Below are 23107 nucleotides of genomic sequence, written 5' to 3' on the forward strand. Positions count from 1 at the left end.
TTGCCTGAAGTCATAGGCGCGGCGCCGTGGACAGACAAGCCGGGGGCGACGGAATGGACGAGGCAAGGCTGAAAAGGCTGCAGATGCGCAGCTGGCGGCGCGGCATGAAAGAGATGGACCTGATCCTTGGCCCGTTCTCGGACACTGAATTGACCAAGCTTTCCCCCGAGGATCTGGACCTTTACGAGGTCCTGCTGAACGAAAACGATCAGGACCTGTATCCTTGGGTCACCGCGCGGATTTCGGGCGAGCATCCGGGGCCTGACGCGCTGGTCGCGCTGATTGACCGGATCGCGGGTTTTGCCACTGACCGGCTGACTCCTAAATCCTGAAAGTTTTATGCAATCTGGCGGATTTTTCGCGCGGATTAACCGGAGATTCGGAATTGTCCTTCAAGGTCGTCACAGAACAGACCTAGAACGGATGAACCGATGCCTCAGCCCCAGCACAGTCCGGTTCGGCCGGTGCCCGCCCTGCGGCCCGCGCCCGCCGTGGCGCGCACCGATGCCTATCTGGAAAGCCTGCAATTGCTTGAGCGGCTTCACCGGCTGCTTCAGGATATCATCAAGGACGAGTTCGAGCGGCTGGGCCGCGCCGATCTGACCCCGGTTCAGGCGCTGCTGATCTACAACCTTGGCGGCTCCGAGGTGACGGCGGGCGAATTGCGCACGCGCGGCATGTATCAGGGCTCGAATGTCAGCTACAACCTGAAGAAGCTGGTCGAGCTGGGCTATGTCAGCCATGAGCGCTGCGACATGGACCGCCGCGCGGTCCGGGTGCGCCTGACCCGCGAGGGGCAAGAGGTCCGCGACCGCGTGACCGAGCTGTTCGCCCGCCATGCCGCCGGGTTGGCGATGTCAGGCGTGCTGGACGACCCGGCGATCGAGGAGGTGAACCTGCAATGGCGCCGGATCGAGCGTTACTGGCTGGAACAGATCCGCTACATCTATTGACGCGCGGGGTTGGCCCGCCGGTCCCCGGACCGGCAGGCCGGGCGCTTACCAGTGGCCGGTATTCGGCATGCTGGCCCAAGGCTCCTGCGGCGGCAGATGCCCATCCTGCAGCAGTTCGATGGACACGTTATCGGGGCTGCGGACAAAGGCCATGTGGCCGTCGCGCGGCGGGCGGTTGATGGTGATACCCGCATCCATCAGCTTCTGGCACAGGTCGTAGATATTCTCGACCCGGTAGGCCAGATGGCCGAAATGGCGGCTGTCCGAGGGCAGGCCTTCGTCCCCGTCCCAGTTATAGGTCAGCTCGACCGGGCAATCGGGCTGGTCGGGCGGCGCCATGAAGACCAGCGAGAAGCGGCCCTTGTCATTATCGATGCGGCGAATCTCCTCAAGGCCGAGCAGCCGATAGAAGGCCATCGACTTTTCCAGATCGAGGACGCGCACCATGGTATGCAGGTAGCGGATTGGCATAACGGAACTCCCTTGCTTTCAGTGGGCAATTTGGCAGCTTGTCCGCCGCACGGCAACGGCGGGGCGGCGATGAAATATGCGGTCATCGGCGCGACCGCGCGCTGCACCCAATCACGTCAATCCATACCCCGCACCGTCGCTTTGGCAGAAATGACAGCCCGGCCAGATCAATCCCTGCCCCCGCGTTGACCTGCGGCTGCAGCTCGGCTCTTAATCCTCCCGGAGCAAAGAGGAGGGGAACATGGCCGTCATACTGGGTGCCATTGCGGATGATTTTACCGGCGCGACCGATCTGTGCAGCACATGGGTCAAGGCCGGGCTGCGCGTGGTGCAGATGATCGGCCTGCCCGCCACATCGGATCTGCCACCGGATACCGATGCCGTCGTGGTCGCGTTGAAATCCCGCACCATCCCGGCGGATGAGGCCGTGTCGCAATCGCTGGCCGCGCTGGAATGGCTGCAAGCCCTTGGCGTGCGTCAGGTGCTGTTCAAATATTGTTCGACCTTCGATTCGACGCCTGAGGGCAATATCGGACCGGTGACGGATGCGCTGCTGGATGCGATGGGGCTGGATTTCACCGTCGTCTCGCCCGCTTTCCCGGCGAATGGCCGCACCATCTACAAGGGCAACCTGTTCGTGGGCGACCTGCCCTTGGCGGAAAGCTCGATGAAGGATCATCCGCTGACGCCGATGCGTGATTCCAGCCTGATCCGGCTGATGCAGGCGCAATCGCGCGGCCGCGCCGGGCTGGTGCCGCTGCAGACCGTCCGGCAAGGCGCGGACGCCATCCGCGCCGGGTTCGACGATCTGCGCAAACAGGGGTTCCGTTACGGCGTGCCCGATTCGGTCGAGGATCAGGACATGCTGGCGCTTGGCCGGGCGCTGGACGGGATGGCGTTAGTCACCGGTGGCTCGGCAGTGGCGATGGGCCTGCCGCAGAACCTGCGTGACAGCGGTGCGCTGGGGGCGGCGGCGCGCCCGGCCTTGCCCAAGGTCGCGGGGCGGGCTGCGGTGCTGGCGGGCAGCTGCTCGGCGGCGACGCGCGGCCAGATCGCCCATGTCGCCCAACTCTGGCCCAGCTACCGCGTCGATCTGGACCGGATCGCCGCCGGCACCGATGTCGCGACCGAGGCACTGGACTGGGCTCAGGCCCAAAGCGGCCCGATCCTGATCTATGGCTCATCGGACCCCGAGGAAGTCGCCGAAAACCAGCGCTGCTACGGGCGCATGCAGGCGGGCGAGATGATGGAGCATGCCTTGGCCGCCATCGCCCGTGGGTTGGTCGACCGGGGCTTTGCCCGTCTGGTCGTGGCCGGGGGCGAGACCTCGGGCGCGGTCATCTCGGCCCTGGGCGTCGATCGCCTTGCCATCGGTCCCGAAGTCAGCCCCGGCGTGCCGTGGTGCGGGGCAAAAGGCATGGGCCGCGATCTGGCGCTGTGCCTGAAATCGGGAAATTTCGGCGGGCCCGACATGTTCCCCCACGCGCTGGAGATGCTGGATGTCTGAGACGAAACAACGCGACGACATCGCCCGGCTGGCGAAATCGCTGTTCGAGCGCGGCCTGACCTTTGGCTCATCGGGGAATATCTCGGTCCGGGTCGAGGATGGCTGGCTGATGACGCCGACCGGCTCCAGCATGGGGGCGATCGACCCGGCGCGGATCTCGCGGCTTGATCTGGCGGGGAACCTGATCTCGGGGGACAAGCCGACCAAGGAAAGCTTCCTGCACATGGCGATGTATCGCCAGCGCCCGCGCGCCGGGGCCATCGTGCATCTGCATTCGACTCACTCCGTCGCGGTCAGTTGCCTGCAATGCGCTGACCCCCGCGACGTGCTGCCACCCCTGACCGCCTATTACGTGATGCGAGTCGGCCGCCTGCCGCTGATCCCCTATTTCGCGCCCGGAGACATGGATCTGGCCCGCGCGGTCGAGGAAATGGCCTCGGATCATCACGCGGTGTTGCTGGCAAACCACGGCCCGGTGGTCGCAGGCAAGACGCTGGAAGATGCGGTTTACGCCACCGAAGAGCTTGAAGAGACAGCAAAGCTTTTTCTGGCGCTGCGCGGCATGCAGACCCGCCCGCTGACCCCCGATCAGGTGCGCGATCTGGAAGCGCGTTTTCCGCGCGATTTTTGATGTGGACGGGCGCAGGATGCGGGGCTAGAAGCGCCCCCCGCGACTGCTGAATACCCCTGTGGTCAAAATCAAGGCCCTGCAACTGCGGGCCTTGAATGGGCTTATCCGCACAACCCCGCGCGGAATCACCCGACAGCTTGCCTAACGTCGAGTTCTGCGTTTGGACCACAAGATATGGGTAGCGAAGCACGTTCGTTGTCTATATACTGGGAAAACGCGCTGACGAGACGATGCGATTCCGGGCAAAAATCCGGACGCCCTTCAGGCGCGAATGCAACTGTAAGTAGTTCGCGATTGACTGGTTCCCGCGTGGTTTCCCGCAGGATGACCGGTCATCACCGCTGCAAGCAGGAACGTGACAGGACAAAACGAGGGACCACAATGAGCATCACCGTCTATTCCAAACCCGCATGTGTTCAGTGCACCGCGACGACGCGCGCGCTTGATGCCCGCGGGCTGGCCTATGACGTCGTGGACCTGACCGAGGACGAAGCCGCCATGCAGATGGTGACGCAGCTTGGCTACCGTCAGGCCCCCGTCGTCATCGCTGGCGACGACCATTGGGCGGGCTTCCGCCCTGACATGATCGGCCGCCTTTCCTGATCGGCCATGGGCGGGCTGGTCTATTTCTCCTCCGCTTCCGGGAACACCGCGCGCTTCGTCGCGCGGCTGGGCCTGCAGGCGGACAGAATCCCGGTCTCGCCCGCTGACGCGATGCCGGAGCCTGCCGCTCCGTTCGTACTGATCTGCCCGACCTATGCCGATGGCGAAGGTCGGGGTGCCGTGCCGAAACAGGTCATCCATTTCCTGAACGACCCGACCCGCCGCGAGCTGCTTCGTGGCGTCATCGCCGCCGGGAACCGGAACTTCGGCACGACCTTTGCCCTAGCGGGCAAGGTCATTTCCGACAAATGCAACGTCCCCCTGCTCTATCGATTCGAGCTGGCCGGGACAGAAACCGACATCGCCCGCGTATTGGCCGGGCTGGACAAATTCTGGGGGACAGAATGCTTGACGATGGCGTAAAGGCCGAGCTCGATTATCACGCGCTGAACGCGATGCTGAACCTTTACGATGGTGAGGGCCGCATCCGCTTTGACGCGGACCGCAAGGCTGCACATCAGTATTTCCTGCAGCATGTGAACCAGAACACCGTCTTCTTCCACTCGCTGGACGAGAAGCTCGATTACCTGGTCGAAGAGGGCTATTACGAGCCCGAGGTGCTGGACCAGTATTCCAAGAATTTCCAGCGCGTGATCTGGGACGCTGCCTTCAAGCGCAAGTTCCGCTTCCCGACCTTCCTGGGCGCGTTCAAATATTACACCAGCTACACGCTGAAGACCCGCGACGGTCAGCGCTACCTTGAGCGCTATGAGGACCGCGTGGTCATGGTCTCGCTGGCGCTGGCCCGTGGCGACGAGAAGCTGGCGATGAGCTTCATGGAAGAGATCCTCTCGGGCCGTTTCCAGCCCGCGACGCCGACCTTCCTGAACGCTGGCAAGAAGTCGCGCGGCGAGCTGATTTCCTGCTTCCTGCTGCGTCTCGAAGACAACATGGAATCGATCGGGCGCTCGATCAACTCGGCGCTGCAGCTGTCCAAGCGTGGCGGGGGTGTCGCCCTGATGCTGACCAACCTGCGCGAGGCCGGTGCGCCGATCAAAGGCATCGAGAACCAGTCCTCGGGCGTCATTCCGGTGATGAAACTGCTGGAAGACAGCTTCAGCTACGCCAACCAGCTTGGCGCGCGTCAAGGCGCGGGCGCGGTCTATCTGAACGCACACCACCCCGATATCCTGCGCTTCCTCGACACCAAGCGCGAGAATGCGGATGAAAAGATCCGCATCAAGACGCTGTCACTGGGCGTCGTCATTCCCGACGTGACCTTCGAGTTGGCGAAGAAAAATGAGGACATGTACCTGTTCTCGCCGCATGACGTGGAAAAGGTCTATGGCGTGCCCTTCTCGGAGATCTCGGTCACCGAGAAATATGCCGAGATGGTCGATGACAAGCGCATCAAGAAGCGCAAGATCAACGCCCGCGAGTTCTTCCAGACCATCGCCGAGATCCAGTTTGAATCCGGCTATCCCTACATCATGTTCGAGGACACGGTGAACAAGGCGAACCCGGTCCACGGTCGCATCACCATGTCGAACCTGTGCTCGGAAATCCTGCAGGTGAACGAGGCCTCCGAGTTCAACGAGGACCTGACCTATTCGCATCTGGGCACGGATATTTCCTGCAACCTCGGCTCGCTGAACATCGCAGCCACCATGGACGGCCCGGATTTCGGCGCGACCGTCGAGGCCGCGATCCGCGCCCTGACCGCCGTGTCCGAGATGTCCTCGATCGAGTCGGTGCCTTCGATCCGTCGCGGCAATGACGAGGCCCATGCCGTGGGTCTGGGTCAGATGAACCTGCATGGCTTCCTTGCCCGCGAGCGCATCCATTACGGCTCGCCCGAGGGTGTCGAGTTCACATCGGTCTATTTCGCAACCGTGGCCTATCACGCGATCCGCGCCTCGAACCTGCTGGCGCAGGAACATGGCTCGACCTTCAAGGATTTCGACAAGTCGAAATATGCCGATGGGTCGTTCTTCGACAAATACATCTCACGCGACTGGCTGCCGGTTTCGGCGGATGTGGTGCGGGTGTTTGAGGGCGTGACCCTGCCGACCCGCGCGGATTGGGAGGCGCTGAAGGTTCAGGTGATGAAGCACGGGTTGTATAACCGGAACCTGCAAGCGGTGCCGCCGACCGGCTCGATCAGCTATATCAACAACTCGACCAGCTCGATCCATCCGATCGTCGCCAAGATCGAGATCCGCAAGGAAGGCAAGATCGGTCGCGTCTATTACCCGGCTGCGTTCATGTCGAACGAGAACCTGGAATATTACCGCGACGCCTATGAGATCGGCCCCGACGCGATCATCGACACCTATGCGGCGGCGACCGAGCATGTCGATCAGGGCCTGAGCCTCACGCTGTTCTTCCCGGCCGAGGCCACCACCCGCGACATCAACCGCGCCCAGATCTATGCCTGGAAGAAGGGCATCAAGACGATCTACTACATCCGCCTGCGCCAGACCGCGCTGGAGGGAACCGAAGTGCAGGGCTGCGTCTCCTGCAGCCTGTAACCCGCGTCGTTGGCGGGGGGCTGTCTGCCCCCCGCACCCCCCGAGGATATTTGAACAAGAAAGAAAGGTTCTTCGGATGAAGGATCATGTGACGCGGACGCCCTTGCGCGCCATCAACTGGAACCGGCTGGATGACGAGAAGGACCTTGAGGTCTGGAACCGGCTGACCGTCAACTTCTGGCTGCCCGAGAAGGTGCCGCTGTCGAACGACGTGCAAAGCTGGGCCACCCTGCGCCCCGAAGAGCGCGAGCTGACCATTCGGGTTTTCACCGGGCTGACGCTGCTGGACACGATCCAGAACACCATCGGCGCGCCCTCGTTGATGCCCGACGCGCAGACCCCGCACGAAGAGGCGGTGCTGTCGAATATCTCGTTCATGGAAGCCGTCCATGCGCGCAGCTACTCGTCGATCTTCTCGACCTTGTGCCTGACCAAAGAGGTCGATGAGGCCTTCCGCTGGTCCGAGGAAAACCCGCATCTGCAGGCCAAGGCGCGGCTGATCCTTGACGAATACAAGGCGGATTCCGATCCGCTGAAGCGCAAGATTGCGTCGGTTTTCCTGGAAAGCTTCCTGTTCTATTCGGGCTTCTACCTGCCGATGTACTGGTCTTCGCGTGCGAAACTGACCAATACCGCCGACCTGATCCGCCTGATCATTCGCGACGAGGCGGTGCATGGCTATTACATCGGCTACAAGTTCCAGCGCGCCGCCGAGAAGCTGAGCGCCGAGAAGCAGCAGGAGCTGAAGGATTTCGCCTTCTCGCTGATCTTCGATCTGTACGACATCGAGCAGAAATACACCGCCGAACTTTATGACGGGATCGGACTGACCGAGGACGTGAAAGCCTTCCTGCATTACAACGCCAACAAGGCGCTGCAGAATCTGGGCTATGAGGCGCTGTTCCCGCCTGCGGCCTGCGAGGTCAACCCGGCGATCATGGCGGCTTTGTCCCCCGACAGCGAAAACCACGACTTCTTCAGCGGCTCGGGCTCGTCCTATGTGATTGGTAAAGCCGTCGCGACCGAAGACGAAGACTGGGACTTCTGATCCTGACGCCCGCCACCCGGCGGGCGTTTCCTTTTCCGCGGGCCGGGTTAAGCTGCCGCAGCGAAAGGAGCCGCCATGACCCAGATCACCCTGCTTGCAGGCCGCGTTGCGCCCTTGCCCGGATCGGACCGGCTAAGTGGCATCGACAAGCGCCCGGTCGACCGCCCGCTGATGCTGGGCCATCAGGGGCTTCAGGGCGATGAGCAGGCCGATCTGCGCGTGCATGGCGGGGTAGAAAAGGCCGTGCATCACTATCCCTTCGACCATTACGCGGCATGGCGCACCGATCTGGGGCCGCTGCCGCTGCTGGATGCGCCGGGGGCCTTTGGCGAGAATGTCTCGACCCTTGGCCTGACCGAGGCGGATGTCGCGGTGGGCGATATTTTCCGGCTGGGCGGCGCGCTGGTTCAGGTCAGTCAGGGACGGCAGCCCTGCTGGAAGCTGACCCAGCGGCTTGGCATCGCAGACATGGCGCGGCGCGTGCAGGGTACCGGGCGCACCGGCTGGTATTACCGGGTGCTTGAACCGGGGTTGGTTGCACCGGGGGACCGGACTCTGCGGATCGACCGGATCGCCCCGGAATGGACGCTGCGCCGGATCTGGCATGCATTCTACATCGACCGTCTGAATCCCGAGGAGTTGCGGGGCATCGCCGCGCTGGAGGTTCTGGCCGAAGGCTGGCGGCGCCACGCCCTGCGTCGGCTGGAAAGCGGGCTGGTCGAGGATTGGACCAAGCGGCTGGAGGGCAGCGCATGACCCCGCCCTTGGTGATCTCGATCCAAAGTCAGGTGGTGCTGGGCCATGTCGGGAACTCGGCTGCCGTTTTTCCGATGCAAGCAGCGGGGCTGGAGGTCGCGCAGATCCCCACCGTCATTTTCTCGAACACACCCGATTACCCGACCCTGCGCGGGCGCGCGATGCCTGCCGATTTCTTTGCCGATCTGCTGCGTGGCGCGTGGGAACGTGGCCTGCCGCAACGCGCGGCCTATATTGTCACCGGCTATATCGGCTCAATCGAGGTGGCGGGGCTGGTCGCGGAATTCGTTGCCCGCGCCAAGGCGGAAAATCGGGCGCTGATCTATCTGTGCGACCCGGTGATGGGGGATGATGCGCCGGGGCTTTACGTCCCCGAGGCGATCGCGGCGGTGCTCAAGGATGGGCTGTTGCCGCTGGCCGACATCGCCTCGCCCAATCCGTTCGAAATCGGCTACCTGACCGGGCGTCAGATCGCGGTGCTGGATGACCTGCCCCGCGCCTTTGCCGATCTGCGCATGGCGCCGGGCGCGCGGTTGATCGCGACGGGCTGCCAGTTGCAGGATACGCCCGAGGGGATGCTGGAAAGCGTGGTGCTGGGGCCGGACGGCTTGTCGCGCCATCCGGTCCCGCGCCTGCCGGTGGCGATGGCCGGGACTGGCGATCTGTTCGCCGGGCTGATCACGGCGGCGCTGGGTCGGGGCCGCGATCTGGCCCAAGCGGTCGAGTTCGCGCAAGCCCAGACCTCGCGCGCATTGGCCCGTGCCGCGAGCCTCGGCGCGAAAGAGGTGGTCCTGTCCGACCCCGACTTCCGCGCCGCGCTGCTGACGCTTTAGTTCTTTCGCAGCGCGTTCAGCAGCGCCGCGCCGAAGGCACCGGGTTCATCCTTGGGTGCGGGTTTCGCTGATGCCGCACCGCGTGCAGGGGCGGATTTCGGGCTGCGTTCGGCTTGGGCATCGCGGGCCGAGGTTCCGCCATCCTTGCGCATGGTCAGGCCGATGCGCTTGCGGGGCACGTCCACCTCGGTCACGCGGACGCGGACCACGTCGCCGACCTTCACCACCTCATTTGGGTCCTTCACGAAACGGTCGGCCAACTGGCTGATATGGACCAGCCCGTCCTGATGGACGCCGATATCGACGAAGGCACCAAAGGCCGCGACATTGGTCACCGTGCCTTCCAGCGACATGCCGGGTTTCAGGTCCTTGATGTCCTCGACCCCCTCGGCAAAGCTGGCGGTGACAAAGCTGGGGCGCGGGTCGCGTCCGGGCTTTTCCAGTTCGGACAGGATGTCGCGAATGGTGGGCAGGCCGAAACTGTCATCGACGAACTGTTCGGCCCGGATGCCCTTCAGCGCCGCGCCGTCGCCCATGATCTGGCGAATGTCGCGCCCGCAGGCGGCGACGATCTTGCGCGCGACGCCGTAAGCCTCGGGATGGACGGATGAGGCATCAAGCGGCTCCTTGCCGTCGCGGATGCGCAGGAAACCCGCGCATTGCTCGAACGCGCGCGGACCAAGGCCCGCCACCTTTTTCAGCGCCGTACGCGAGGCGAAGGCCCCTTCGCTGTCACGATGCGCGACGATGTTTTGCGCCAGCGACGGGCCAAGGCCTGCGACATGCGCCAGAAGCGGCGCGGATGCCGTGTTCAGATCGACGCCGACGGCGTTCACCGCATCCTCGACCACGGCCTCCAGTGTCTTCATCAATTGGCGCTGATCGACGTCATGCTGATACTGGCCAACGCCGATTGCCTCTGGCGGCACCTTGACCAGTTCGGCCAGCGGGTCCTGCAAGCGCCGCGCGATCGAGACCGCGCCCCGCAGCGACACGTCCAGATCGGGAAATTCCTTGGCCGCCAGTTCCGAGGCCGAATAGACCGAGGCACCGGCTTCGCTGACGATGACCTTGACCGGCACCTTCATCCCCGCGGGCAGGCGCTTGAGGACATCGGCCACCATGCGCTCGGTCTCGCGGCTGGCGGTGCCGTTGCCGATGGCGATCAGTTCGATCTTGTGGCGGACAATCGCGGCGGCCAGCGCCGCCTCGGCTCCGCGCAGGTCGTTCTTGGGCTGGAACGGGTACAGGGTCGCGGTCTCGATCACCTTGCCGGTCGCATCGACGGCGGCCAGCTTGACCCCGGTGCGGATGCCCGGATCAAGCCCGATGGTCGCGCGCGGCCCGGCGGGCGAGGCCAGCAGCAGGTCTTTCAGGTTGCGGGCAAAGACCCGGATCGCCTCGGCATGGGCGCGGGTCCGCAGCTCGGTCAGCAGGTCGATATACATGGTGTTCGACAGCCGCACCCGCCATGCCCAGCCCGCGACCTTGCGCAGCCATTGATCGCCCGGACCGTCGCCCAGACGGCCCAGGGTCGCGGCGACGATCCCTTCGGCGCGGGCATCGCCGGTCTCGGGTTCGGGGGCGATCTCGATGGTCAGGATCTCTTCCTTGGCGGCGCGAAGGATGGCCAAAGCGCGGTGGCCGGGAATGACGGACCATTTCTCGGCATGGTCGAAATAGTCGCTGAACTTTGCGCCCTCGGTTTCCTTGCCGGGGACGACCTTGGCGGCAATGCGACCTTCGGTCTGCATGAACTCGCGCAGGCGGCCCAGCATCGGGGCGTTTTCAGACAGCTCCTCGACCAGAATATCGCGCGCGCCGTCCAGCGCGGCTTTCTGATCGGCGACATTCTCGGACAGGTAGGATTGCGCCAGCGCCACCGGATCGGCACCGCGATTGTCCTGAATCGCGCGCAGCAAGGGCTCCAGCCCGTTTTCCCGCGCGATCATCGCCTTGGTGCGGCGCTTGGGCTTATACGGCAGATAGATATCCTCAAGCGTGGCCTTGGTTTCGGCCCCGGCGATGCTGCGGGCCAGATCCTCGGTCAGCTTGCCCTGCCCCTTGATCTGCTCAAGGATCGCGGCGCGGCGGGCTTCCAGCTCGCGCAGATAGGCCAGACGTTCGGCCAGCGTGCGCAACTGCGTGTCGTCCAGACCGCCGGTGACTTCCTTGCGGTAGCGGGCGACGAAGGGCACGGTGGCGCCGCCATCCAGAAGCCCGGTCGCGGCACTGACCTGCCCCGGCGACGCGTTGATTTCACTGGCAATCTTGCGCGCGATACGTTCGGTCGTGTCCATGGCAGGCTCCGTCTGTTCAGGCTGCAGTCATATCGCGGACGCCTGCGAGGGCCAAGCCTTTCGCGCGTCGCGCGAGCGCACCGCTAGTCCGAGGCGCGGAAATCGGCCGGGCGGATGCCGTGCCGGGTCAGCTTGTCATAGAAGGTCTTGCGCGGCAGGCGCAGGCTTTCCATGGCGCGGGTGGCATTGCCTTCGGCGCGGCGCAGCGCCTCGCGGATCAGGGCGGATTCGTATTCGGCCATCAGATCGGACAGGCCGCGCCCCGGCCCCTCGCCCGCGCCCGCCTCGAAGGGCGACAGGCCCAGCGCATGGCTTTCGGCGAATTGGCGCAGCTCGCGCAGGTTGCCCGGCCAGTCATGGCCCGAAAGCCGCGCCCGGACCAGCGGCGTCAGCGGTGGCACGGCCACGCCCAGCCGGTCGCAGGCCGACAGCAGGAAATGCCGGAAAAGCTCGGGGATGTCCTCGCGCCGGGCAGACAGCGGCGGCAGGGACAGCACCACCCCCGACAGCCGGAAATACAGGTCCGAGCGCAGCCGCCCCTCGCGCATCAGCCGCTGGGCGTCGCCTTCGGTCGAGGCGATCACCCGCAGGTCCAGCGGACGCGGCGACGATGCTCCGGGCGGCCAGAACTCTCCCGCCTCGATCAGCGCCAGCAACCGGGCCTGCAAAGCGGGCGACAGGCTATCGACACCGTCCAGATAAAGCGTCCCGCGATGGGCGCGTTCAAGCCTGCCGGGGCTGCGGGCCTGACGCCCGCCCGGTTCCAGTCCCAGAACCTCGGCATCAAAGCGCGCCTCGTCCAGCGCGGCGCAAGGCAGTTGCACAAAGGCGCGGGCACGGCGCGGACCCTGCCGATGGATCGCCCGTGCGACGGTTTCCTTGCCCGATCCCTGCGGGCCGCTGATCAACAGATCGCCCCCGGTCCCGGCCAGCCGCTCAACCGTCTCGCGCAGGTGCTGCATGACGGTGCTTTGCCCGACCAACCGGGTCTCGCGCGCCAAGCCTTCGTGCTGCTGCTGACGCAGGGCGCGGTTCTCGATCACCAGCGCGCGGGAATGGCAGGCGCGGTTCAGCGCCGCGGCCAGCGTATCGGCACCGACGGGCTTGGACAGGAAATCATAGGCCCCGCGCTTCAGTGCCGCGACCGCCATCGCCACATCGGCATGGCCGGTCAGCAGGATCACCGGCAATTCCGGGTCCAGCGCCTGCAGATGCTCGAACAGGGCGAAACCGTCCATGCCCGGCATCCGCACATCGCTGAGGATGACGCCCGGATAATCCGGCCCCAGCCCGGCCAGCGCCTCCACTGCCGAGGCAAAGGGCTCGACCGCAAAGCCCGCCAGCTTCAGCGACTGCACCTGCGCGGCCAGCAAATCGGGATCGTCATCGACAAGACGGACTAGGTGGATCGGATCACTCATTCGGCACTCGGCAGCTCAAGGATAAAGGTGGCGCCCTGCCGCGGTTGGGGCGGCAGCGCATGCAGGTTGCCGCCGAAACTCCGCGCCAGATCCTGCGAGATCACCAGCCCCAGCCCCATGCCACGGGGCTTGCTGGTCAGGAAGGGCGTGAAAAGCTGCTCATACATCTCGGTCGTCAGGCCTGGCCCATTGTCGCTGACGGTGATGCGCAGCGGCGCGCCGGGCTGGATGCTGACGGTGATGCGCGGATCGGGTGTGCCCGCCAGCGCCTCCTGCGCGTTTTGCAGCAGGTTCACCAGGATCTGCTCCAGCGCCACCGTCTCGGCCCGGACACGCAGGTCCGGAGGGATGTCGGGCATGTCCAGCGCAATCCCCTGCGCCTCGCGCGGGGCGGCGGTCAGCAGCAGCGCCACCTCAAAGGCCTCGCGCAGCGCCACCGGACCGACCTGCCCATTGGCCTTGCGGGCAAAGCCGCGCAGTTGGTCGGTGATGCGCGCGATCCGGTCGGCCATGCGGCGGATGTTGCCAAGGTTCCCGGCCACGTCGGGCGTCTCGCCGGCGGCCAGCAGCGCCTCGCCATTCTCGGCCAGAAGGCGGATGGTGGCCAAGGGCTGGTTGACCTCATGCGCCACGCCCGCCGTGATCTGCCCCAAAGCAGCCAGCTTGTTGGCCTGCACCATCTCGGCGCGCAGCCGGTCCAGCCGCTTTTCCAGCGCGCGACGTTCGCGCATTTCATCGGACAAAGCGCGGGTGCGGTCATCGACGGCGCGTTGCAGATCGATGCGGTAGCGGCGCTCGGCCTCGGCCTTGCGGGCGGCGCGGCGGCGGGCGCGCAGGGCAAAGCCCGCGCCGATCCCCAGCAGCGTCAGGCCAAAGCCTGCCGTGCCCGTGGCCATCAGCCCCGCGACCAGCGCCGGTCGGGTCGAGCCGCTGACCCGCAGCACCCAGTCGGTTCCCGGCACGGCAGCCTCGGTCACGATTTCGGCGGCGCCTGGCACAGGCGCGGGCTGAAAGCGCAGCGCGGGGTCGCTGGACAGGATCACCTGCCCCAAGGCGTCCTGCACCTCGGTCCGGGCATGGGCGCTGCGCCAGTTCCGCTCAAGCGGGTCGAATTCGACCTTGACCACGATCACGCCCAAAGCCGCCCCCTGCCCTTCGGCAAGGACCGGCGTTTCGCGCAGGTCGTGGGACAGATACAGGCCCGGGCGATAGCTGACCGTTCCCATCGCGAATTGCGTGGCCTCGCCCTTCAGCAGGGCCTCGCTGAAATAGTCGCGAAAGCTGTAATTCTCGCCGATGAAGCTGGTGGCCTCGTCCCAGTTCGAGGCCGCGATCGCCACGCCCTGACTGTCCAGCAGATAGATCACCGCGCTGTCGGTCTGATTGCGCAGCCGGTCCAGCTTCAGCGACACCCGCTCGCGGTTCAGGGCCGAGGGATCGCGCAGCGCCTGCAGCATCACCGCATCATCGGCCAGCACCGTCGCCACCGCCCGCTGGCGCAGCAGCACGCTTTCCAGCGCCTGCACCCGGGCGCGCATCTCGGTTTCCTGCGACTGGCGCAATTCGGCCAGCGCCGCGCGCCGGGTCAGATCGAACGTGCCCGCCAGTACCAGCGCAGCCAGCGCCAGCACCCCGAGCAGCCACAGGGCCCGGGACGGAAAGCGGCGCGACTCGGCCTGCTGCGGCAATTGCGGTCCTTTCGCGGGACTGTTTCGAATTCCACACTAGCACGTCGCGACCGTGTGGGAAACCACACACACAATCGGACGGAAATCGCCCAAACTCCCATGATTTCAGCGCATTGCTGTCATGCGCCCTGAAATTGGGCCGCCCTGCCGCAGCCTGTAACATGCAGTGACACAATACCGTCATCGGTTGGCTGGAGGAGGCCCCCAATGCAACTCGACATGTCGGCGCAGCCTACCGCGCACGAACCCCGTCCGATCTATCGCCATCTTTATTTCCAGGTGCTGTGCGCCATCATCGTTGGCGCGCTGATCGGGCATTTCTTTCCCCAGACCGGCGAGGCGCTGAAGCCCTTGGGCGACGCCTTCATCAAGCTGGTCAAGATGATCATCGCGCCGGTGATCTTTCTGACCATCGTCACCGGTCTGGCCGGGATGGGCACGCTGAAGGGCGTGGGCTCGGTCGTGGGCAAGGCATTCGCCTATTTCCTGACCTTCTCGACGCTGGCGCTGATCGTCGGACTGGTCACCGCGAATGTCATCCAGCCCGGCGCGGGCATGAATATCGACCCGGCGACGCTGGATGCCAGCAAGGTCAGCGGCTACGCCGAAAAGGCGCATGAGACCTCGCTGACCGGCTTTGTCATGGACATCATCCCGACGACGCTGGTTTCCGCCTTTGTCGAGGGCAACATCCTGCAGGTGCTGTTCGTCGCCATCCTGTTCGGCATCGGCCTGATCCTTGTCGGCGACAAGGCGAAGCCCGTGGTCGCGCTGTTCGAGACCCTCAGCCATGTCGTCTTCCGCGTGGTCGACATCCTGATGAAGGCCGCGCCCATCGGGGCCTTCGGGGCCTTCGCCTTCACCATCGGCAAATACGGCATCGCCTCGGTGGTGAATCTGGCGACGCTGGTCGGCACCTTCTACCTGACCTCGGCACTGTTCATCATCGTGATCCTTGGCGCGGTCTGCATGGCCAACGGCTTCTCGATCTTCCGCCTGATCTCGTATCTCAAGGCCGAACTGCTGCTGGTGCTGGGCACGTCCTCGTCGGAATCGGCCCTGCCGGCGCTGATGGAGAAGATGGAGAAGGCCGGCTGCGCCCGCCCCGTCGTCGGTCTGGTCGTGCCGACCGGCTATTCCTTCAACCTTGATGGCACCAACATCTACATGACCTTGGCGGCGCTGTTCATCGCGCAGGCCACGAATACCGACCTCACCCTGCAACAGCAGGTGCTGCTGCTGCTGGTCGCGATGCTGTCATCCAAGGGTGCGGCGGGCGTTACCGGCGCGGGCTTCATCACGCTGGCGGCAACGCTGTCGGTGGTCCCGACCATCCCGGTCGCGGGCATGGCGCTGATCCTTGGCGTCGACCGCTTCATGTCGGAATGCCGCTCGATCACCAACTTCATCGGCAATGCGGTGGCCACCATCGTCGTCAGCCGCTGGGAAGGCGCGCTGGACCGCGAGAAGCTGAACCGCGCCCTGTCGGGTGAACTGGCCGATGATGTCCGCCCGGTCACCCAGATCAATGCCCCCGCCGGTCTGCGCCTGGGCGAGGCCAGCGCCGACTGATCCCGGCGCATCGTCCAAAAGGAAAGCCGTGGCCCCAAGGGTCACGGCCTTTCGTTGTCTCAATCGAAATTCACAGGCACGGTCACCAAATCGGGCATCGACCCCATGTCGGGTGAAAAAGGCGGCATCTTCGGCATCGCTTCGAACGCCTTCACGAGGTGCTTCTGCATCCTCGGGGACAGGCCCTCACTAGCATTGACGATCTTGACGTTTGTGATGCGACCGTCCGGATTGATCTGAAAGGCGATCGTGGCTGACTGACCCTTGATTCCCGGCTCCAACATCCCCTGCGCCATCAGCCGATGAATGCCATTGGCACTCAACCGCAGTTTCACCGCTTTTTTCCATTGTGCCTGAGTTGCTGGCGGCGGCAGGCCCGATCCTCCGGCCTGTTCGGCAAGACACGGGGTCGACAGCGCCAAAACGACGCAAAGTGACGACAGAACGGTACGCAGCATCAAGAATCCCTTATGAGCGGCAATGGTCACCGCACCATCAGGGTTCATTTGATTCCGCGCAAGCGTCTGAAGTTACGTTAACTTCTGCGGATCAGGTCACGACGCCAATTTGCCACGGCACGAATTCATCCTGACCATAGCCCAGCAATTCGCTTTTCGACCTGACCCCCGAGGCGCAGTCGATCATCATCTGGAAAATGACCTCACCCAATTCCTCAATGGTGGCTTCGCCCTCGATGATGGTGCCGCAATTCAGGTCCATGTCGTCCTCTTGCCGCTTCCACGTCGCCGTATTCGTGGAAAACTTCAGCGAGGGCGCGGGCACGCAGCCAAAGGCAGAACCCCGACCGGTGGTGAAGCAGATCAGGTTCGCCCCGGACGCCACCTGCCCCGTCGCCGAAACCGGGTCGTAGCCGGGGCTGTCCATGAAGACCATGCCATGCTCGGTCACCGGCTCCGCATATTCATAGACGCCGCGCAGATTGGTCGTGCCCGCCTTGGCGACCGCGCCCAATGATTTCTCAAGGATGGTGGTCAGCCCGCCGACCTTGTTCCCAGCCGAGGGGTTGTTGTTCATCTCGGCCCCGTTTTTCGCGGTGTGCTCTTTCCACCAGTCGATGCGGGCGACCAGCTTTTCGCCGACTTCGCGGGTTTCGGCGCGGCGGGTCAGCAGATGTTCCGCGCCATAGATCTCGGGCGTTTCCGACAGGATCGCGGTACCGCCATGGCTGACCAGAATGTCCACCGCATGACCCAAGGCCGGATTGGCGGTGATACCCGAATAGCCGTCCGAGCCGCCGCATTGCAGCCCCACCACCAGTTCCGAGACCGGCACCGGTTCGCGCGTGACGGCATTGGCCTGTGCCAGCATCGCCCTGATCTGGGCCACGCCATGTTCGATGGTCTTGGTGGTTCCGCCCTGATCCTGAATGGTGAAGGTCTTCAGCTTGGCCCCTTCCTGAAGCCCGCCCTGCGCCATGATCTCGGCGATCTGGTTCGTCTCGCAGCCAAGGCCGATGAACAGCACGGCGGCGAAGTTCGGATGGGTGGCAAAGCCCGACATGGTGCGCCGCACGATGCGCATGGATTCGCTTTTGCTGTCCACCGCGCAACCGATGCCATGGGTCAGCGCCACGACGCCATCGACATTCGGGAAATCGGCCAGCGCCTCGGGGCGGATGTCACGGCGGAAATGGTCAGCGATCGAGCGCACCACACGGGCCGAGCAGTTCACCGATGAAATGATACCAATGTAATTGCGCGTGGCGATGCGCCCGTCGGGGCGGCGGATGCCCATGAAGGTCAGGGCTTCCGTCGCCGGGACCGTGGGTCGCGCATCGACGCCAATGGCATGGTCCATCTGCACATCGGTCATGGCCAGATTGTGGACATGGATATGGCTGCCCGCCGGAATCGGCGCGGATGCCAGCCCGATGATCTGGTTATAGCGCCGCACCGCTTCGCCAGTCGCAATGTCGCGGGTGGCGATCTTATGGCCGGGGGGAATGTCCTGCCGGGTCGTCACCTTTTCCTCGGTCAGCTCGGTGCCTGCCGGGATCGGTTGCGTGGCGATGACCACGTCGTCCTCGGGTCGCAAACGAATAATGCGTGGCGCTGGCATGGCTTCGCTCCTTCAAAGATCGAGAATGGCCTTGATCACGCCCGCCTCGGGGCGCGACCAGTCCTGAAACAATTGCACCCCGTCCGACAGGGAGCCGCGATGGGTGTTCAGCGCGCGGGTCGGCACCCGTCCCGCCTGCATCTGGGCCACCACCTCGGCGAAGTCGTCGGGTTGGGCATTGCGGCTGGCGATCAGCGTGGCCTCGCGCTTGTGGAACTCGGGGTCCGAGAAGCGGATGTCCTGGCGCACCACCGACAACAGCACATAGCGCGCGCCATGAGCAAGGAAGCCGAAGCCGCGTTCGATAGGCGGGGCGGCCCCGGTCGCGTCGATGACCACATCGAACCAGTCATTGCCGGTCAGACGGGCGGCGTTGGTTTCGGCGTCAGCATCAGCGAACAGGACGGCATCCGCGCCTAGATCGGATTGCGCGAAACCCAGACGATCCTCGCGCGTATCCATGACGGTGACATGCGCGCCGCGCGCCTTGGCAAAGATGATCGCGGACATGCCGATGGGGCCTGCGCCGGTCACCAACACGCGGTCGCGGGCGGTGATGCCGCCGCGCTTGACCCCATGCGCGGCGATGGCCAGAAACTCGATCATCGCCGCGTCTTCCAGCGCGATGCCCCCCACCGGGATCACGTTTTGCGCAGGGACCGAGATCAGTTCCGCCATGCCGCCATCGGTATGGACGCCCAGCACCTTGATATTGCAGCAGGCATTGGTCAGCCCGATCCGGCAGGCCTGACAGGTCCCGCAGGACAGGTAGGGCACGATATAGACGGCATCGCCCGCTTTCAGCGCGCTGCCCTCGGGCGCTTCCTCGACCGTGCCGGAAAGCTCGTGGCCCATGACGCGCGGATACTCAAGGAAGGGGTGCTTGCCGCCGAAGATGTGGAAATCCGTGCCGCAGATGCCGACATGGCGGATGCGGACCAGAACTTCGCCCGTCGCCCGCTGGGGATCAGGACGCTCGATCAGGGCCAGTTGCCCCGGTTCGGGGCAGATCAGGGCTTTCATCAGGCGTTCCTTTCCGCAGAGGCGAATTCGGTGACGGCGGCATTCACCGCCGCGCGCCATGTGGCGCTGTCGGCTAGCACGGGCGGGAACAGCCCCGGCAAGTCAAGAAACGGCCCCGCCGGATCACCATCGGTCATGGCCGCGACAGCCGCCAGCAGTTCCGCACGGCGCGGATCATCGGCATCGCGGCGCTTGGCCGTCGCCGCGATCCATGCGCCGGTGACGCGCGCAAAGGGCGTGATGTCCTGCCCGGCTTCCAGCGCGTCGACAGCGGGCATCAGGATGCGCTGCGGCAGTTTCTGGGTCGAATCCATGGCGATCTGGATATTGCGATGCGCAATGGCCGGATTGGCAAAGCGCGCCAGCAGATCGTCGCGGTAGCGGTCCAGATCGATCCCCGGCACCGGGGCCAATGTCGCCTGCGCTGCCAGCATATGGGCGCGGGCCTGCGCCGCCAGTTTGGGCACGGCCATCACGTCGCGGACATGCTCCAACCCGTTCAGGATGCCCAGATGCGCGATCAGCGTATGCGCGCCGTTGAGCATACGCAGCTTCATGTTCTCATAGGGCTCGACATTGGCGACCATGACCGCGCCCGCCTTGTCCCAGGCCGGGCGGCCCTGCGGGAAATCGTCCTCGATCACCCATTGGATGAAGGGCTCGGTCTCGATGGCAAGCGCGTCTTCGGCCCCGGTCAGAGTCGCCGCAAGGGCGCGGGTGGCGTCGGTGGCGGCGGGCACGATGCGGTCCACCATCGAGCAGGGAAATGAGACCTCGGTCGCGATCCAGTCGGACAGCTCGGGGTCGGTGACGGCAGCGAACTCGGTCACCAGCCGTCGCAGCACCCGCCCGTTCGAGGGCAGGTTGTCGCAGGTCAGCACGGTGAAAGGCGCGATCCCCTCGGCCCGACGGCGCGAGAGGCCCGCGACCAGCAGCCCGACCGCGCTGCTCGGCCGATCCGGCAAAGCCAGATCGGCTGCGATCGAGGGATGCGCCCGGTCAAGGCCACCCGTCGCCGGGTCGATGCCGTAAGCCTTTTCGGTCACGGTCAGGGTGACGATGCGGATCGCGGGATCGGCAAGGTGGTCGAGCAGTTCGGGCAGATCCTCGGCGGCGCAAAGCCAATCCTCGGTCACGCCGATGACCTCTGCGCTGTCGCCACCCGCACCACGGGTGACGACCGTGTAAAGCCCGTCCTGCGCCTCAAGGTCGCGGATCGGCCCCGGCGAGCGCAGATTGACCGCAACGATGCCCCATGCGTCGGGGTCGATATTCAGCGCGCGCTGGGTAAACACCGCCTGATGCGCGCGGTGAAACGCGCCGAAGCCCAGATGGACGATGCCCGGCAGCAGGGTGGCGCGGTCGAAATCGGGCAGCGTGACGCCATCCGAAAGCAGCGCCTGAGAGGTGAGCCGTGTCATGCGCAGGCCCCCAGTCGCGGATGGGACAAGGCGCGCTCGATCCCGCGCAGCTCGGCGAGACCCTTCAGGCGACCTATGGCGGGGTAGCCGGGCTGCGCGCCTCGGGTCAGGTCGTCAAGGATTTCCTGCCCGTGATCGGGGCGGATCGGGATCTGGTGATCCTCGCGCCCCTCGGCGCGGCGGCGCTTTTCTTCGGCCAGAAGGGCGGCAATGACCTCGACCATATCGGTGCCGCCTTCCAGATGCTCATCCTCATAGAAGGAACAGGGGGTGGTGTCGGCCTCGCGCGTGACATTGCGCAGGTGGACGAAATGGATGCGGTCCGCAAACTCGCGGGTGATCTGCGGCAGGTCATTGTCGGGGCGCGCCCCCAAGGAACCGCTGCACAGCGTCATGCCATTGGCGCGGCTGTCCACCTGCCCCAGCATATGGGCGTAATCATCGCGGGTGGACAGAATGCGCGGCAGGCCCAGCAGCGGCCATGGCGGATCGTCGGGATGGGCGCAGATGTTGATGCCGACTTCCTCGGCGACCGGAACCACGAGGCTGAGGAAATCGACAAGGTTCGCGCGCAGCCGCGCGGCGTCGATGCCCTGATAGGTCCGCAGCTTGGCCAGAAGCTGATCCAGCGTATAGCCGTCGGCCGAGCCGGGCAGCCCCGCCCCGACATTGCGGCCCAGTTCCGCGATGCGGGCATCGGACATGGCGGCAAAGCGGCGTGCTGCCTCGGCTTGCAGGGCCTCGGGGTAATCATCCGCTGCGCCCGGACGCTTCAGGATATGCAGATCGAAAGCCACGAAATCGGGCAGGTCGAAACGCATGGCGCGGGCTTGCTGATGCGTCTCCCAGCGCAGGTCGGTGCGGGTCCAGTCCAGCACCGGCATGAAATTGTAGCAGACCGTGCGGATGCCACATTGCGACAACCGGCGCAGCGTTTCCTGCCAATTCGCGACATGGGTACGCCAGTCGCCGGTCTGGGTCTTGATATCCTCGGAAACCGGGACGCTTTCGACCACATCCCAGGTCAGCCCGCCCGCGCGGATTTCGTCCTGACGCTGGCGGATGCCATCGACGGTCCAGACTTCACCGGTGGGAACATGGTGCAGCGCGCTGACAATGCCATGCGCGCCAGCCTGCAGGGCATCGCGCACCGTCACCTTGTCGACGGGACCGAACCAGCGCCATGTGTATTTCATTGGGGTTGCTCCTCATGGGCGAAGGTCAACTGCACCTTGCAGGCGATGCTGCGGTCCGAGGCGAGGTCAAATGCCTCACGCGCGCGTTCCAGCGGCAGACTGTGGCTGATGATAGGCCGAAGGTCGATGGCACGCGAGCCGATCAGCGACACCGCCAGTGCAAATTCGTCATGAAACCGCTGCGAGCCGCGCCAGGTGATCTCTTTGCCGACCAGCGCATTCAGCGGGATGGTGATGTCGCCGGTGACGCCGACCTGAACGATCACCCCGCGCGGGCGGATGGCCGCGAATGCGGTGCGCAGGGCGGGTCCGGCAGCCGAGCAGTCAAAGATCAGGTCCACCTGCCCCTTGTCCTTTTGCAAAGGCTCAAGGGCGGTGGCGTCGGTTGCGACATTGATCGTGGTGGCCGCGCCCATGGCACGGGCACGTTCCAACGCGGCATCGGTCAGGTCGGTGACGATGACCCCATCCGCGCCCGCATGGCGCAGGGCCGCCAGAACCAGCAGCCCGATCGGCCCGGCACCCGTGATCATGACGCGCAGCCCTGCCAGATCGCCCAGCAGCTCCTGCGCCTGCGCGACCGCATGCAGGCAAACGGCCAGCGGCTCGGCGCAGGCGGCCTCGCCCTCGGTCACGCCGGGAGGGAAGGCGTGGGCCTGACGGGCGGGGACGGTGAACAGGTCGCGGAACATCCCCTGTTCATGCGGCAGCCGCATGGCGCTGCCGATGAAATGCATGTCCAGACAATGCACCGGCAGGCCGCGCTGGCAATATTCGCAAATGCCGCAGGGCTGGGACGGGCTGACTGCGACCAGCGTACCGGGGGCGAGGTCCACCCCCTCGCCCGCCTCAAGTACCCGGCCCGAGGCTTCGTGCCCCGAGATGATCGGCTCTCGCACCCTGACGGGGCCGAAGCCGCCGTCATGGTAGTAATGCAGGTCCGAACCGCAGATCCCGCCCGCCGCCATGCGCAGCAGAACCTCTCCGGGACCGGGACGAGAAACCTCCTGTTCCTCGACCCGCAGATCATGGGCGCCGTAAAGACGCGCGACACGTGTGCGCATGACTATCCCC

The 23107-nt window shown here is 65.0% G+C and carries 21 protein-coding genes; 11 read left to right on the plus strand and 10 right to left on the minus strand.

Features of this window, described 5'->3' with window-relative positions; genetic code table 11:
• Positions 1–83 precede the first annotated feature (83 nt).
• The gene (locus IB235_RS02335; protein ID WP_370576830.1) at positions 84–332 is read left to right on the plus strand and encodes a succinate dehydrogenase assembly factor 2; all 249 of its coding nucleotides are present in this window, start codon (positions 84–86) and stop codon (positions 330–332) included.
• A 99-nt stretch (positions 333–431) separates the two neighbouring features.
• Positions 432–953 carry a MarR family winged helix-turn-helix transcriptional regulator gene (locus IB235_RS02340; RefSeq protein WP_192335314.1) on the plus strand — a complete coding sequence of 174 codons (522 nt, stop codon included), beginning with the start codon at positions 432–434 and terminating at the stop codon, positions 951–953.
• Between the two features lie 45 nt (positions 954–998).
• On the opposite strand, the gene IB235_RS02345 is transcribed toward IB235_RS02340, so the two are convergent.
• A complete protein-coding gene (locus IB235_RS02345; protein ID WP_155038000.1) occupies positions 999–1424 on the minus strand; it encodes a VOC family protein in 426 nt (141 codons plus the stop codon).
• Between the two features lie 241 nt (positions 1425–1665).
• Between IB235_RS02345 and otnK the strand changes: the two genes are divergently transcribed.
• The 8 genes from otnK to pdxY all read left to right on the plus strand — a co-directional run bounded on the left by otnK (position 1666) and on the right by pdxY (position 9333).
• Positions 1666–2931 carry a 3-oxo-tetronate kinase gene (otnK, locus tag IB235_RS02350; RefSeq protein ID WP_192335316.1) on the plus strand — a complete coding sequence of 422 codons (1266 nt, stop codon included), beginning with the start codon at positions 1666–1668 and terminating at the stop codon, positions 2929–2931.
• Complete coding sequence (otnC, locus tag IB235_RS02355; RefSeq protein WP_155038002.1) at positions 2924–3562, plus strand: 3-oxo-tetronate 4-phosphate decarboxylase; 639 nt, start codon at positions 2924–2926, stop codon at positions 3560–3562. The genes otnK and otnC overlap by 8 nt, the downstream gene beginning before the upstream one ends.
• Before the next feature lie 381 nt (positions 3563–3943).
• Complete coding sequence (gene nrdH / locus IB235_RS02360; RefSeq protein WP_155038003.1) at positions 3944–4165, plus strand: glutaredoxin-like protein NrdH; 222 nt, start codon at positions 3944–3946, stop codon at positions 4163–4165.
• Between the two features lie 6 nt (positions 4166–4171).
• Positions 4172–4588 carry a class Ib ribonucleoside-diphosphate reductase assembly flavoprotein NrdI gene (gene nrdI / locus IB235_RS02365; RefSeq protein ID WP_192335318.1) on the plus strand — a complete coding sequence of 139 codons (417 nt, stop codon included), beginning with the start codon at positions 4172–4174 and terminating at the stop codon, positions 4586–4588.
• Entirely contained in the window at positions 4570–6696 is a 2127-nt protein-coding gene (nrdE, locus tag IB235_RS02370) for a class 1b ribonucleoside-diphosphate reductase subunit alpha (RefSeq protein ID WP_192335320.1), read from the plus strand. The genes nrdI and nrdE overlap by 19 nt, the downstream gene beginning before the upstream one ends.
• Positions 6697–6772: 76 nt before the next feature.
• On the plus strand, positions 6773–7744 hold the full coding sequence (gene nrdF, locus IB235_RS02375; protein ID WP_155038006.1) for a class 1b ribonucleoside-diphosphate reductase subunit beta: 972 nt from the start codon (positions 6773–6775) through the stop codon (positions 7742–7744).
• Positions 7745–7819: 75 nt separating this feature from the next.
• Positions 7820–8500, plus strand: a complete 681-nt coding sequence (locus tag IB235_RS02380) for an MOSC domain-containing protein (RefSeq protein ID WP_192335322.1) — start codon at positions 7820–7822, stop codon at positions 8498–8500.
• Positions 8497–9333, plus strand: coding sequence for a pyridoxal kinase (gene pdxY / locus IB235_RS02385; protein ID WP_192335324.1), 837 nt, complete (start codon positions 8497–8499; stop codon positions 9331–9333). The genes IB235_RS02380 and pdxY overlap by 4 nt, the downstream gene beginning before the upstream one ends.
• Here the strand turns inward: pdxY and IB235_RS02390 are convergent.
• The 3 genes from IB235_RS02390 to IB235_RS02400 form a co-directional block, all read right to left on the minus strand.
• Positions 9330–11633: a Tex family protein gene (locus IB235_RS02390; RefSeq protein ID WP_192335326.1), complete on the minus strand. Its 2304-nt coding sequence runs from the start codon at positions 11631–11633 to the stop codon at positions 9330–9332. The two genes, pdxY and IB235_RS02390, sit on opposite strands and share 4 nt — an antisense overlap.
• An 83-nt stretch (positions 11634–11716) precedes the next feature.
• Positions 11717–13054, minus strand: a complete 1338-nt coding sequence (locus tag IB235_RS02395; protein WP_192335328.1) for a sigma-54 dependent transcriptional regulator — start codon at positions 13052–13054, stop codon at positions 11717–11719.
• Positions 13051–14742: a sensor histidine kinase gene (locus IB235_RS02400; protein WP_225612022.1), complete on the minus strand. Its 1692-nt coding sequence runs from the start codon at positions 14740–14742 to the stop codon at positions 13051–13053. The genes IB235_RS02395 and IB235_RS02400 overlap by 4 nt, the downstream gene beginning before the upstream one ends.
• Positions 14743–14949: 207 nt before the next feature.
• On the opposite strand from IB235_RS02400, the gene IB235_RS02405 reads away from it, so the two are divergent.
• Positions 14950–16314: a dicarboxylate/amino acid:cation symporter gene (locus tag IB235_RS02405; protein ID WP_192335330.1), complete on the plus strand. Its 1365-nt coding sequence runs from the start codon at positions 14950–14952 to the stop codon at positions 16312–16314.
• A 59-nt stretch (positions 16315–16373) separates the two neighbouring features.
• Here the strand turns inward: IB235_RS02405 and IB235_RS02410 are convergent, their stop codons facing one another.
• The 6 genes from IB235_RS02410 to IB235_RS02435 form a co-directional block, all read right to left on the minus strand.
• Entirely contained in the window at positions 16374–16772 is a 399-nt protein-coding gene (locus IB235_RS02410) for an energy transducer TonB (protein ID WP_192335332.1), read from the minus strand.
• Positions 16773–16863: 91 nt separating this feature from the next.
• Complete coding sequence (locus IB235_RS02415) at positions 16864–18393, minus strand: UxaA family hydrolase (RefSeq protein WP_192335334.1); 1530 nt, start codon at positions 18391–18393, stop codon at positions 16864–16866.
• Between the two features lie 12 nt (positions 18394–18405).
• On the minus strand, positions 18406–19416 hold the full coding sequence (locus IB235_RS02420) for a zinc-binding alcohol dehydrogenase family protein (RefSeq protein ID WP_192335336.1): 1011 nt from the start codon (positions 19414–19416) through the stop codon (positions 18406–18408).
• Positions 19416–20837 carry a mannitol dehydrogenase family protein gene (locus IB235_RS02425; RefSeq protein WP_192335338.1) on the minus strand — a complete coding sequence of 474 codons (1422 nt, stop codon included), beginning with the start codon at positions 20835–20837 and terminating at the stop codon, positions 19416–19418. Before IB235_RS02425 ends, IB235_RS02420 begins: the two co-directional genes overlap by 1 nt.
• On the minus strand, positions 20834–22033 hold the full coding sequence (gene uxuA, locus IB235_RS02430; RefSeq protein ID WP_192335340.1) for a mannonate dehydratase: 1200 nt from the start codon (positions 22031–22033) through the stop codon (positions 20834–20836). Before uxuA ends, IB235_RS02425 begins: the two co-directional genes overlap by 4 nt.
• Complete coding sequence (locus IB235_RS02435) at positions 22030–23097, minus strand: L-idonate 5-dehydrogenase (RefSeq protein ID WP_192335342.1); 1068 nt, start codon at positions 23095–23097, stop codon at positions 22030–22032. The genes uxuA and IB235_RS02435 overlap by 4 nt, the downstream gene beginning before the upstream one ends.
• Positions 23098–23107 lie beyond the last annotated feature (10 nt).

It is taken from the genome of Paracoccus sp. PAR01 (assembly GCF_014851995.1).
GTDB lineage: Bacteria > Pseudomonadota > Alphaproteobacteria > Rhodobacterales > Rhodobacteraceae > Paracoccus > Paracoccus litorisediminis.